At 59.3% G+C, this 12,116-nt stretch carries 9 protein-coding genes; 2 read left to right on the top strand and 7 right to left on the bottom strand.

The features are described from left to right. Positions 1–32: 32 nt before the first annotated feature. From sucC to K3M67_RS06000, 7 genes are all read right to left on the bottom strand, one after another. Positions 33–1,232 carry an ADP-forming succinate--CoA ligase subunit beta gene (sucC, locus tag K3M67_RS06030; protein ID WP_285832607.1) on the bottom strand — a complete coding sequence of 400 codons (1,200 nt, stop codon included), beginning with the start codon at positions 1,230–1,232 and terminating at the stop codon, positions 33–35. Then, positions 1,232–2,161, bottom strand: a complete 930-nt coding sequence (locus K3M67_RS06025; protein WP_285832606.1) for an electron transfer flavoprotein subunit alpha/FixB family protein — start codon at positions 2,159–2,161, stop codon at positions 1,232–1,234. Before K3M67_RS06025 ends, sucC begins: the two co-directional genes overlap by 1 nt. Next, positions 2,158–2,907 (bottom strand): electron transfer flavoprotein subunit beta/FixA family protein, encoded by a 750-nt coding sequence (locus tag K3M67_RS06020; protein ID WP_285832605.1) that lies wholly within the window; start codon positions 2,905–2,907, stop codon positions 2,158–2,160. Before K3M67_RS06020 ends, K3M67_RS06025 begins: the two co-directional genes overlap by 4 nt. Positions 2,908–2,944: 37 nt before the next feature. Then, complete coding sequence (locus K3M67_RS06015) at positions 2,945–3,265, bottom strand: 2Fe-2S iron-sulfur cluster-binding protein (RefSeq protein WP_285832604.1); 321 nt, start codon at positions 3,263–3,265, stop codon at positions 2,945–2,947. 23 nt (positions 3,266–3,288) lie between these two features. Continuing rightward, the gene (locus tag K3M67_RS06010) at positions 3,289–4,104 is read right to left on the bottom strand and encodes an enoyl-CoA hydratase/isomerase family protein (RefSeq protein ID WP_285832603.1); all 816 of its coding nucleotides are present in this window, start codon (positions 4,102–4,104) and stop codon (positions 3,289–3,291) included. A gap of 137 nt (positions 4,105–4,241) precedes the next feature. Beyond that, the gene (locus K3M67_RS06005) at positions 4,242–5,330 is read right to left on the bottom strand and encodes an aromatic ring-hydroxylating oxygenase subunit alpha (protein ID WP_285832602.1); all 1,089 of its coding nucleotides are present in this window, start codon (positions 5,328–5,330) and stop codon (positions 4,242–4,244) included. A 91-nt stretch (positions 5,331–5,421) separates the two neighbouring features. Next, complete coding sequence (locus tag K3M67_RS06000; protein WP_285832601.1) at positions 5,422–7,791, bottom strand: acyl-CoA dehydrogenase family protein; 2,370 nt, start codon at positions 7,789–7,791, stop codon at positions 5,422–5,424. 694 nt (positions 7,792–8,485) lie between these two features. Between K3M67_RS06000 and K3M67_RS05995 the strand changes: the two genes are divergently transcribed. Then, positions 8,486–10,957, top strand: coding sequence for a TonB-dependent receptor (locus tag K3M67_RS05995; protein ID WP_285832600.1), 2,472 nt, complete (start codon positions 8,486–8,488; stop codon positions 10,955–10,957). 207 nt (positions 10,958–11,164) lie between these two features. After that, positions 11,165–11,944: an SDR family NAD(P)-dependent oxidoreductase gene (locus K3M67_RS05990; protein WP_285832599.1), complete on the top strand. Its 780-nt coding sequence runs from the start codon at positions 11,165–11,167 to the stop codon at positions 11,942–11,944. The last annotated feature ends 172 nt before the right edge of the window (positions 11,945–12,116 follow it).

The raw sequence follows: 12,116 nt of genomic DNA, 5'->3' as shown, positions 1-12,116 counted from the left end.
CTGAATTTATATCCAGTGGGGAATAGCCCCAGTCACGCGACCTTCTGGACTTCGGCGACAATTTTCTGAGCGGCGTCGCCGAGATCATCGGCGGGAACGATGGCGAGCCCCGAGCCGGCGAGGATCGCCTTTCCCTGATCAACGTTAGTGCCTTCCAGGCGGACGACCAGCGGCACCTGCTGGTTCACTTCCCTCGCGGCCGCGACCACCCCCTCAGCAATCGTGTCGCACTTCATGATGCCGCCGAAGATATTGACGAGGATGCCCTTCACCCCGGGATCGGCGAGGATGATCTTGAACGCCGCTGTCACCTTCTCCTTCGAGGCGCCGCCGCCCACATCGAGGAAGTTGGCGGGGAACATGCCATTGAGGTTGATGATGTCCATCGTCGCCATGGCGAGGCCGGCGCCGTTGACCATGCAGCCGATGTCGCCGTCCAGCTTGATGTACGCGAGGTCGTACTTGCTCGCCTCGACCTCGGCCGAATCTTCCTCGCTCTCGTCACGCAGCGCGGCGATATCCGGGTGGCGGAACAGCGCATTCGAATCGAAGCTCACCTTGGCGTCGAGCACCTGAATGTCACCGGCGGTGGTTTCGATCAGCGGGTTAATTTCAAGCATCGCCATATCGGTGGCCACAAAGGCTTGGTAGAGTTGGGCCGCGACTTTCTGCGCCTGCTTGTTGGTGTCGCCCGACAGCTTCAGAGCATAGGCAACCGCGCGCCCATGGTGCGGCTGGAAGCCTTCGGCAGGATCGATGACGATGGTCTGGATCTTCTCGGGGGTCGAGTGGGCAACCTCCTCGATGTCCATGCCGCCTTCGGTCGAGACAATCATGGCGATACGGCCCGTGGCACGATCGACCAGCATCGATAGATAGTATTCCTTGGCGATGTCGGCGCCATCGGTGATGTAGAGGCGGTTGACCTGCTTGCCGGCTTCGCCGGTCTGGACCGTCACCAAGATGTTGCCGAGCATGTCGCTGGCGTTCGCGCGGACTTCGTTGAGCGTCTTCGACAGGCGGACGCCGCCCTTGGCGTCGGGCCCGAGTTCCTTGAATTTGCCCTTGCCGCGGCCGCCCGCGTGAATCTGGGCCTTCACGACATAGAGCGGTCCAGGGAGCTTGCCGGCGGCAGCAATCGCCTGCTCGACGGACAGAGCGGGATACCCCGCCGGCACAGCGACGCCGAATTTGGCAAGCAGTTCCTTCGCCTGGTATTCATGAATGTTCATCAGAGTTTGCCAGTCAGCTCGGGGACCGCCGTGAACAGGTCGGCGACGAGGCCGATGTCCGCAACCTGAAAGATCGGCGCGTCCTCGTCCTTGTTGATGGCGATGATGGTCTTCGAATCCTTCATGCCGGCGAGATGCTGGATCGCGCCCGAGATGCCGACCGCGATGTAGACTTCGGGAGCGACGATCTTGCCGGTCTGGCCGACCTGATAGTCGTTGGGCACATAGCCGGCGTCGACCGCGGCGCGGCTGGCACCTACGGCAGCGCCAAGTTTGTCGGCGAGCGGGAAGATGACCTGCTCGAAAGTCGAGCCATCCTTGAGCGCGCGACCGCCTGAGATGATGATCTTCGCGCTGGTCAGCTCGGGGCGATCCAGCTTGGCGATCTCGGCGCCGGCGAAGCTCGAGATGCCGGCGTCACCCACACCCGAAACCGTCTCGACGGTGGCCGAACCGCCATTGGCGTCTGCCTTGGCGAAGGCCGTGCCGCGCACGGTGATGACTTTCTTGGCATCGACCGACTGGACTGTGGCGATGGCATTGCCCGCATAGATCGGGCGCGTAAAGGTATCGGCGCTCTCGACCGAGAGGATGTCGCTGATCTGCATCACGTCGAGCGTCGCGGCGACGCGTGGGGCAATGTTCTTGCCGTGCGCCGTGGCGGGCGCGAGGAAGGCGTCGTAGCCGACCATCAGCCCGGCCACCAGCGGCGCGACGTTCTCGGCCAGCTGGTTGGCATAGGCGGCGTCATCGGCCAGCAGCACCTTGGCGACGCCGGCGATCTTGGCCGCCGGGTCGGCCACGGCGGCAGCGCCGCTGCCCGCGACGAGGACATGCACGTCGCCCAGCTGGGCGGCGGCGGTGACGACGGCAAGCGTGGCGTCCTTCAGTGAAGCGTTGTCATGCTCTGCGTAGACGAGAACGGTCATGCGGCGATTCCCATTTCCTTGAGTTTGCCGACCAGCGCGTCGACATCGGCTACCTTGATGCCGGCACTTCGCACGGGCGGTTCGGAAACCTTGAGCGTCTTGAGGCGCGGGGCTGTATCGACGCCGTAGTCGGTCGGCGTCTTGGACGCGAGCGGCTTGGACTTCGCCTTCATGATGTTGGGCAGCGAAGCATAGCGCGGCTCGTTGAGTCTGAGGTCGGTGGTGATGATCGCAGGCAGGGCCAACTTCACGGTTTCGAGACCGCCGTCGACTTCGCGCTTGACCGTGACCGTCGCGCCGTCGAGGGCGACTTCCGAAGCGAAAGTGCCCTGCGGACGTCCCGTCAGCGCGGCGAGCATCTGGCCAGTCTGGTTGCAGTCGTCGTCGATCGCCTGCTTACCGAGAATGACGAGACCGGGGGTCTCTTCGGCCATGATGGCCTTAAGAATCTTGGCGACGGCCAGCGGCTCGATGTCTTCCTCAACGGTGACAAGGATCGCGCGGTCGGCGCCCATGGCGAGCGCGGTGCGCAGTGTTTCCTGGGCCTTGGCAGGACCAACGGAGACCGCGACGATTTCAGTCGCGACGCCCTTTTCCTTGAGCCGGATCGCTTCTTCGACGGCAATTTCGTCGAAAGGGTTCATGCTCATCTTGACGTTGGCCAAGTCCACGCCCGTGCCGTCCGACTTCACCCGCGGCTTGACATTATAGTCGATCACCCGCTTGACGGGCACCATAATTCTCATCGTAAAATCCTCATCTATTACGCAATTCGATGGACGCCTATCGTTGCGAAGAAGGAATATGCACCACAAGCCCATCGTAACTCGGCGCAACCTTTATAAAGCAGGCTAGACGCGAGTTGACCTGAGGGTCCTTGGCCATATCCAGCAAGTCCACTTCCGCCGCTGTTGGAGGCGGCAAGAGCGACGCACAGCGATTATCGACCACAACCTGGCATGTGGCGCAAATTCCTGCGCCACCGCAATCGGCATCAATGCCGTTTATCCCGGCAAGGACGGCCCCCTCCATGAGGGTCGTCTCTTCGGCAATCGAGACGGTCCTACTTTCGCCAGCGGCGTCCACAAAGGTGATGTTTGCCATAATCGATGATATGACCGTCGCTTTCAGCGCCCCTTGAACACAGGCTCCCGCTTTTCTTTAAACGCATTAATCGCCTCGATAAGATCTTCGCTTTGTGACGTAATGCCTTCCATCTCAAATGAATAATCTAGTACCTCATAAACCCGCGCCCGCATCAGGCGGCTGAGGGATCGCTTCGTGCCTTGCACGGCAAGAGGCGCGAGTTTCGCAATCTTTTGGGCAAGAGCCCTTGCCGCCGGCAGCGTATCTTCTGGCGCCTCGACCAGATCCGTCACCAGCCCGAACGTGTAGGCATCTTCCGCGGGTACAGGATCACCCGTCAGAAGATAGCGCCTCGCCTTGAGAATACCCGCGGCCGCCGGCCAAGCCACACAGCCGCCATCTCCCGCCACATGGCCGATCTTCACATGCGGATCGGAAATACGCGCGTTCTTCGAAGCAACAACAAGATCGCAGCACAGGACAATCGTCGAACCGACTCCGATAACATCCGCATGCAGGGCAACGACGATCGGCGCCGGCAGATCGAGGATGCTGTTGACGAGCTCCTTCCCGCGCGCGAAAGAGTCCATGCGCGCAATGAAGTCCTCGTGAGATTTCTTCATCAACTCGAAATCGCCGCCCGCCGAAAAAACCTTCCCCGTCGAGGCAAGGACCACCGCGCGGATCTCACGGTTGGTGGCAAGCGAGCGGAATACGCCGGAGAGTTCTTTGAGTTGCGGATCGTCGGCACGATTAAGCAGTTCAGGCCGGTTGAGGACGATCTCCGCAACGTGGCCGTCAATCTTCAAATCGAACGTGGTATAGGTTTCCGGTTTCCATTCGGCGGCCGTAGTCATAGGGCATCCTCATCTTATCCAAGCAACATGTCCAAGCAACATGCCGCCAGGCTGGCGGCATGTGAAAATTGCGAGCTAGCAGTCCGCATCGCCGCTGGGCGCGACGATGGGGATCTTCAAAAGTTCATGCAATTTTATTATGCTGCATTTTTTTCCCGGAGCGCGATCCTGCCGGTATTCTCATCACCCTCTCCTTCCTGGAGAGCGTTGTTCGGATCCGGCACATAACTCGCCGCGGTCGACGGATAGAATTGCGACGCCCAATGCCGCAGATCGGTATATGGCCCGGTCTCCGTCATCTCGTAGGCCGGCGCATCCATGGTCTTCATATTTTCCCAGATGAAGAAATCCTCCTCAGCCACCTTCAGCTGAAGCTGCAACATACGCGCGGCACGTCCCTGCCATGCATCGCCAACCTCGCCCTCGCCACGCTTGGACATGAGCTGGAAGAAATAGCGGATGCGCTTGTCGTCGATCGGCGTGAAGCAAGTGATCAGAGCGGTCGGCCACAGCCCGTCGTCCCACCGGATGATAGCGATCGGAAGGCCGGCATGGACTGTCCGGAAACTCGCGATCTTCCCTCCAGCCGGAGTGAGGAAGTTAGCGTCCTTACCCCCACCGTAAAGTACATCAATCTTGGAGAAGAACAGGTGCTTGAATGTACGGAAGTAATCCTGGCGGGCCGGTTCCGAGGAGCCATGGATATAATGAATGTGCGCAAAATCACAAGCATTCTCAACAGGATGCTGCGGATGGCACTTGACATCCCATGTCCGCATCTCGGGCGAATACCACCCTTCGCGGCCATATTCGGAAACCTCGGGCAGTTGCCAGGCCGGTTCGCCCTCTTCGGGCGCATACCAGACCATGATATTGCCGCACCATTCCACCACCGGATAGGTGCGGATCTTGACGCCCTTCTTGGCCTGCTTCGAGCCGTAAGGAATGCAGCTGTTCCGGCCCTCACCGTCCCATTCCCATCCATGCCATGGGCATGCCAGATCGTCCCCCGTGACCCATCCGCGGACGCCGCGATGGGCTCCCATATGGAGGCAGAACGCATCCTGGCAATAGACCTTTCCCGACTTCTTGCCGCGCCAGATCACCAGTTTCTCGCCGAAATACTCGACGGCCTGAACGTTGCCGGCCACAAGTTCATGCGAACGGCCAATAATGAACCACCCGGTGGGGTATGGATCTTTCGGAAATGTTGAGACCAGTTTCATTCTTGCTTCTCCCCAGAGGATGTATCAGCCAACTGGTTGTTTGATAAACGATGCCAACCAGATATGTCAATCCGTCGACCATGCGGCTCGTCTAGAGTCCGAGCAAATGCTTGGCCAGATTATTGCGATGAATTTCCGGCGTTCCGCCCGCGATCGTCGCCGCCCGCTGCGCCATGTAGAAGCCGGTCGGCATACGGTGGTGTTCGGCCCCGATCGCGGGAGTCGATGACAACGCATTCCTGGCCTCGCCCTGCTCGGCCAAGCCATAGGGACCGACAGCATCCAGTATCATTTCAGTGAGACGCATGCTTACCTCTCGCAGGCGAATATTGCGCAGTTCGGGTAGAGCGCCGGGCGCGCCGCCGCTTCGAGCCGTATCGATCGTCCGCTTGGCGGCCGCAAGCACAGCTTCTGCGTCCACGGCCACTTCTGCAAAGCGAAGTTCGAAATCCGAGTCGTCCAGCAGCGAAGCGCCACGTCCATCGCTTTCAGCGCGTCCGACGGCCTCAAGACGCGCCACCCGGCTCTCCAACTCGAACACGACGTTCATATTGCCGCCATGTTCAAATTTAAGAAGGTGCCTCGCGACAGTCCAGCCTTCTCCCTCCTCCCCAAGCCGGCGCGACTTGGGAACCCTGACATCATCGAAGAACACCTGATTGAAATCATGCTCTCCCGCCAGGTTCAAAATTGGCCTGACGGTGATGCCCGGGGTGTCGCGATCCACAAGCAGGAACGTGATCCCCTGCTGCTTTCGCGCTTCGGTTGATGTGCGTACCAAGCAAAATATTCTATTCGCGTTATGTGCCTGGGTCGTCCAGATTTTCGATCCGTTGAGGATGTAATCATCGCCGTCGGCGACGGCCCGCAACTGCAAATTCGCCAAATCAGATCCCGCGCCTGGCTCGGAATAGCCTTGAGCCCAGCAATCTTCTCCATCGCGAATGCGCGGCAGGAACTCATCTTTCTGAGCATCGCTGCCGAACGCCATAATGCAGGGTGCACACAGAGTCTGCCCCATGTTCACCCAAAGCGGAGCCTTGGCGCGAGCACTCTCCAGCGACCATATCAGATGCTGGTTCGTCGACCAGCCTGTACCACCATACTCAGTCGGCCAGTTGGGAACGGCCCAGCCCCGCTTGGCCAGCTTTTTCTGCCATGCCCGGGAAAGCTCAAATTCCGAGAAGGCCCACATCGTCCGTTCCCGGGCGATTTTCATTTCGGGGGTAACCGCTTCGGTGAGGAACGCCCGAACTTCGTCCCGAAAAGCCAGATCCTCTCCGGTCAATTCATCAAGCTGGAACATCGCTCGACCATCTTCACCCGCCGATTTACGAAGATGAGCATATCTGCGGAGGTGATAGTCGCGGTTGCCGAACTGGATATCGAACTGGGTAAGGCGACGGAAATAATGCCCGATATCAAGCTCATCGGTGTAACCGATCGCTCCGTGCAACTGGACGGCCCACTGCGCGACCGACCGGCTCTCCCGACCCACAAGCGCCTTGGCCGCAGCCACCAGCAGCCGACCCCGCGGGCTGCCGTGGATCAATGCTTTTGCCGCCGCTTCGGAGATTGCAGCCGCGTGTTCAATCTCGACCGCCATATCGACCAGCCGATGTCGAATAATCTGCTGTTGAGAGAGCGATACACCGAAGGCGATTCGCGTCTTGGCATACTCTATCGTCTTTTCGAGCATCGCCTGCATGGCGCCTACAGCGTCACCGCACAACGCCAGAATTGCATAATCGAGGGCACGCTCAACACCATCAAGCGCTTTGCCGCGCTCACCAAGCAAGGCGGCAGCCGGGATGTCGACATCGCACAAAGTGATGTCGGATGCCGACGCGCCGTCAATCGTGTAGTAATCCCGCCGAGTGATTCCAGGAGTGTCGGTATCAACCAGGAAAAGGGAGATGCCATCCCGGTCGCATTGTCCGCCGTCGGTGCGAACTGTCAGCAGAAGAGAATCCGCTCCCTGCGCGCCCGTGACGAGCGCCTTGCTCCCGTTGAGTCGCCACCCCCCATCGCGGGGCTCGGCACGCATTCCGACATTCGCGTGATTCCAGCGGCTACGCCCCTCCTGATATCCAAACGACAAGCGACGTTCGCCGCTGGCGATTGCAGGGATAATCTCACGTTGCTGCTCGGGATTAGCGACCTCGACCACCACGCGGCCGGACAAGACTGTAGAGGCCAGCCACGGCTCCCTGACAAGAGACCGCCCCAACGCCTGCGTGACGATTTGGACGTCTAGCAGACTGCCAGAGAACCCGCCAAGATCCTCCGGAAACGGGAGACCCATAAGGCCCATTTCCACCATGGAATTCCAGACGGCCGGATCGAATGCCTGGCGCTCCGAATCCATAGTGCGCCGTTCATCAAAAACGTAATTATCAGAAAAAAAGCGCGATACCGTATCCTGGAGTAACCGCTGCTCATCTGTCTGATTTTCACTCATTGACCGCATTTCCCTAGTCGAATGTCAAAGCCCTTACCGCTTCGGGCCTTCATTCCACTTCGCCAAACTTTGCGATTTGTCAACCAACCATATGGCTACTCGTGGCTGGGAACATGCTCACCCGGCGCATCAGGGCCTGAGCGCGGCCGCATTCCGCGAATCTAACGAAACAAGAATTTCCCAGGCACCCAAGGTACAAAGCCACGTTCCAGAATAGAACATCTAATTTGACACCGAAAAGCTGATCGCATTACGCATGTTCGACCCGACGTTCTCGGATAGAGAAATGTGAATGCCTGGGAAATTTCTCTTTTGATTCGAGAACTTCTATCCAGATCAGCTTCCAACCCAATTTCTGGGACGCTCCCCGGAGGGAAGGATAAGCCCAATCTTGCGGCCTCGCCCCGAAGAGCAATTGCCTTAAACAAGTTGCAGTGAGTTTCGGCGCGCCGTTTTGCGCGAGCATCGCCATAGGTGCCAATGGGATTTGGCACTTGGGCGCGTCGGAGACTGGCGGCCTGTGAAAGGCGGAGGCTGGCTGGGTCAGCGCGGACGATCAGGCTATGCAACCGATTTCCTAGCAGCCTTGACAGACTATTCGTCCCCTGCGTATTGCGGTTTTAACTGACCGGGCGGTTGAACGCGCGGCGTGGTCTTGCGGCAACTGTTGCCGCCTCTACAAAGGGAGTGGATTATGAGGGGATATTCGCGGCGGTTGCTATTGGCGTGCTCAACGGCTCTGGCGAGCCTGTCTGCGCCCGCTGTTGCCGCGGAAGCGGATCAGGCGGCCGCGAATTCAGGACAAGCCGAATCCGAACAGGGAGTGGGCGATATCGTCGTGACCGCTCGCCGTTCAACTGAACGGTTGCTGGACGTGCCAGTTCAGGTCAACGTCGTCAGCGGAGAATCGCTCGCGCGGGCAAACGCGACCGATATTTCCAAGATCTCCGAGAACATCCCGTTCGTGACGGTGAACCAGTCCTCGAGCGGCAACGGCGGCGGCTTCGTCATCCGCGGTATCGGAACCACGGCAACTGACGTCGGCATCAAGCAGACCGTGCTGATGAACATGGACAACGTGTTCCTCGCGCGCGGCCGTATGATCCCGCTCGGGATGTTCGACATCAGCCAGGTCGAGGTGCTCAAGGGACCCCAGGCCCTGTTCTACGGCAAGAATAGCCCGGCTGGCGTGGTTTCGATCAGCACGGTGGATCCGGGTTCGGCGCTGACCGGATTCGTGCGCGGCTCCTATGAGTTCAACGCGCGCGAGCGGACCGTGGAAGGCGCTGTTTCGATACCGTTGACCGATAACCTCTCGGTTCGGCTGGCGGGCCGCATCAACAAGATGGATGGCTATCTGGTCAACGATGCCGTCGGCTATGCGGTGAACCCCTATTTCGGCACCAATGCCAATGGAACCGGCGCCCCGGGCACTGGCTATACCAACGCTTTCGGAAACCTCAACCTCCCCGTCCCGGGCGCCATCCACCCCCGCGGCCCGGTTGACAGCAATCAGGGCGGCCGCATCACGGTGGTGTGGAAGCCCACCCCGGAATTGAGCTTCAAAGGCAAATATTCGCGGCTGCACTATCACCGCGACGGAGGCAGCGACACGGGCATCTCTGAAAGCGTCTGCGTGAACGGCGCGACCACACCGGTCAGCATCGGCGTTCCCATGACTCACACCAACTGCAAGGGCGACCAGCACAATCTGCTTTCGGGCGTGCCGCCGCTGCTCGCGACCAACATGCCGGGCGCCAATGGCGGCATCCCTTACATCACTACGGACGCACAGATCGCCTCACTGGAGATCGGCTACACAACCGATCATCTGGATGTCAGCCTGATCAGCGGCTATTATGATCTCAATTATGCGGGTTCGGGCAACTCCTACTTTAACGATCTCGGCGCGAACCTGACCAGCAACTCCGAAGACGCCTGGGGGTTCTCGCAGGAAGCGCGAATCACCACCAAGTTCGACATGCCAATCAACTTCGTTGTCGGCGGATACTATTCCAAGCAGCACCAGACCAACATCTCGAACTCGCTGCAGACCTTCCAGGCGCAGGATCCTGCGACGGGCCGCTATTACAATTACACCCGCGACATCAACCAAGGTACCGAGACCTTCTCGCTGTTCGGTCAGGCTCGCTGGAAAATCCTGGATACTCTCGAGTTCGATGCCGGCGCGCGTTGGACGGCCGAGAATAATAGCGACCACTCGGGCAACTCCTGGCGCCACCCGCTGGTGACGAGCGTCTACCCCGCGGGGCAGTATTTCGATCGTTCGAAATACTACTACAACGTATCGCCTGAAGCGACGCTGACCTGGCATCCGAGCCAGAATCAGACAATTTACGGCGCTTACAAGACCGGCTATAAGTCGGGCGGCTTCTCGGCACCGCCGGTGTTCAGTTCGATCTTTACACCGGAGAATACCGAGTTCGCTCCGGAAAAGACCCGCGGCTTCGAGATCGGCTACAAGGCCCAGTTGCTGGACCGCAAGCTGCGTGTGGAAGCGACGGCCTATCGCTACAAGATCACGAACCAGCAGGTGTCCGCGCTGGTTGAGGTCAATGGCGTATTCACCTTCCTCGTTGCCAACGCGGCTTCTTCGCTCCAGCAGGGCGTGGAAGGCAGCCTTTCCTACCAGGTCACCCCTGACCTCAGCTTTGATGCGGCAATTGGCTACAACGATACGCATTATAAGAGCTTCCCCAATGCAACCTGCTATACCGGACAGGCCACGATCGGCACCGGCTGCGTTACGCCGGTTGGTTCTGCTGCCGGTGTGCAGGACCTCAGCGGTAAGACTTTGCCCCGCTCGCCCAAATGGGCCGGCTCCTTTGGTTTCACGTACGAGAAGGAACTCGGTTCCTCGTTCAAGGGACGGCTTGGCGCAAATGCGATCTACACGGGCGGACAGAATGTCACCGACGGTCTCGACCCGCGTATGTTTGTAAAGGGATACTGGCGGGTCAACACGTCAGTCGCGGTTTCCACTTCGGATGATAAGTACGAACTGGCGTTGAACGTGCGAAATCTTACCGATGCATACAAGGCTTGGTACGCCCTGGATTTCCCACGGCAGCCTTCGGAAGGCCAGTATAACGCATACTTCAACCGTCCTCGGGAAATCAGCCTTCAGCTAACCGCCCGGTTCTAATACCAAGAAGGCCGGCGCGATCTCGCATCGCGCCGGCCTTCGTCCGTTTTAACGATAGCGGATCGCCGTCACCCATGGCTCTCCATCGATCATTGGCACAGCATAATAAAATGTGACCGCGGCCTTTGAATCAGCATTGCCCTGATCCGAGCGCCACGGCCGCCCGCTTGAGAGTAAAGCCCATCACCGCCTCGATAGGATGAAATTATGGATGTTAGCAGTCTTTTCGGCATAAGCGACAAGATGGCGCTGGTGACGGGCGGAACGGCCGGTATCGGTGAAATGATTGCGGAGGGCCTTGCCAGCGCCGGTGCGAAGGTCTGGATATGCGGGCGCAAGCAGGAACAACTCGATGCCGCGACGAGGGCGTTGAGCAAATTCGGGGAAGTCCACGCAATTCGCGCCGACGTCAGCACGGATGAGGGAATAGCCGAACTCGTCGCACAGCTCGCCCCCCTTGGCAAGCTCGACATTCTCGTAAACAATGCGGGAACTTCCGTGGAGCATCCGCTCGGTTCATTTCCCCGGTCGTCGTTCGAAAGTGTGGTGGATCTTAACCTGACCGCACCATTTATGCTCACACAGGCCCTGCTGCCGCTCCTGAAAGCCTCGGCAACACCGGAAGATCCCGCACGCGTCGTCAACATCGCATCGCTCGTCGGAATGCGCGCCGGAAGCATCCCGCATTTCTCCTATAGCTCGAGCAAGGCAGGACTGCTCATGTTGACCGAGCACCTCGCCCGCGCCCTAGCGCAGGACAACATTTCGGTGAACGCTGTCTCGCCCGGATATTTCCCTTCGAAACTCACGGCCGACTCGCTGTCGGACCCCGATTTTCTGGCTGCTGTAGCGTCCCCCTTCCTTGCGCGCGTCGGCACGCCGGAAGACATTGCCGGCGCCGTGATTTTCTTCTGCTCACGCGCTGGCGCGTGGAACACGGGGATCAACATTCCCGTGAGTGGCGGACGCAAGGTGATCGACTCGTAACAGCATATGCCGGCTCGATCGGGGTCCGAAAGGCAAATTCGATCCGAAACGTCTTGGGGGTGGCGCGTTGCCTGCACATCACTCAGGCAGACGTTGAGGTCGTTCGATAGATCTGGAGGACGCCGCCTGCCGGGGAAACGCGACAATCCAAACTTGCAGGCACGCGTCGTAA

Source organism: Sphingobium sp. V4 (assembly GCF_029590555.1).
Classification (GTDB): Bacteria; Pseudomonadota; Alphaproteobacteria; order Sphingomonadales; family Sphingomonadaceae; genus Sphingobium.
This window is presented reverse-complemented; position numbering and strand designations above follow the sequence as displayed.

Excerpts from the sequence above, each read along its gene's own strand:
- sucC (WP_285832607.1), bottom strand. The coding sequence starts at position 1,232 with ATGAACATTCATGAATACCAGGCGAAGGAACTGCTTGCCAAATTCGGC.
- K3M67_RS06025 (WP_285832606.1), bottom strand. The coding sequence starts at position 2,161 with ATGACCGTTCTCGTCTACGCAGAGCATGACAACGCTTCACTGAAGGAC.
- K3M67_RS06020 (WP_285832605.1), bottom strand. The coding sequence starts at position 2,907 with ATGAGAATTATGGTGCCCGTCAAGCGGGTGATCGACTATAATGTCAAG.
- K3M67_RS06015 (WP_285832604.1), bottom strand. The coding sequence starts at position 3,265 with ATGGCAAACATCACCTTTGTGGACGCCGCTGGCGAAAGTAGGACCGTC.
- K3M67_RS06010 (WP_285832603.1), bottom strand. The coding sequence starts at position 4,104 with ATGACTACGGCCGCCGAATGGAAACCGGAAACCTATACCACGTTCGAT.
- K3M67_RS06005 (WP_285832602.1), bottom strand. The coding sequence starts at position 5,330 with ATGAAACTGGTCTCAACATTTCCGAAAGATCCATACCCCACCGGGTGG.
- K3M67_RS06000 (WP_285832601.1), bottom strand. The coding sequence starts at position 7,791 with ATGAGTGAAAATCAGACAGATGAGCAGCGGTTACTCCAGGATACGGTA.
- K3M67_RS05995 (WP_285832600.1), top strand. The coding sequence starts at position 8,486 with ATGAGGGGATATTCGCGGCGGTTGCTATTGGCGTGCTCAACGGCTCTG.
- K3M67_RS05990 (WP_285832599.1), top strand. The coding sequence starts at position 11,165 with ATGGATGTTAGCAGTCTTTTCGGCATAAGCGACAAGATGGCGCTGGTG.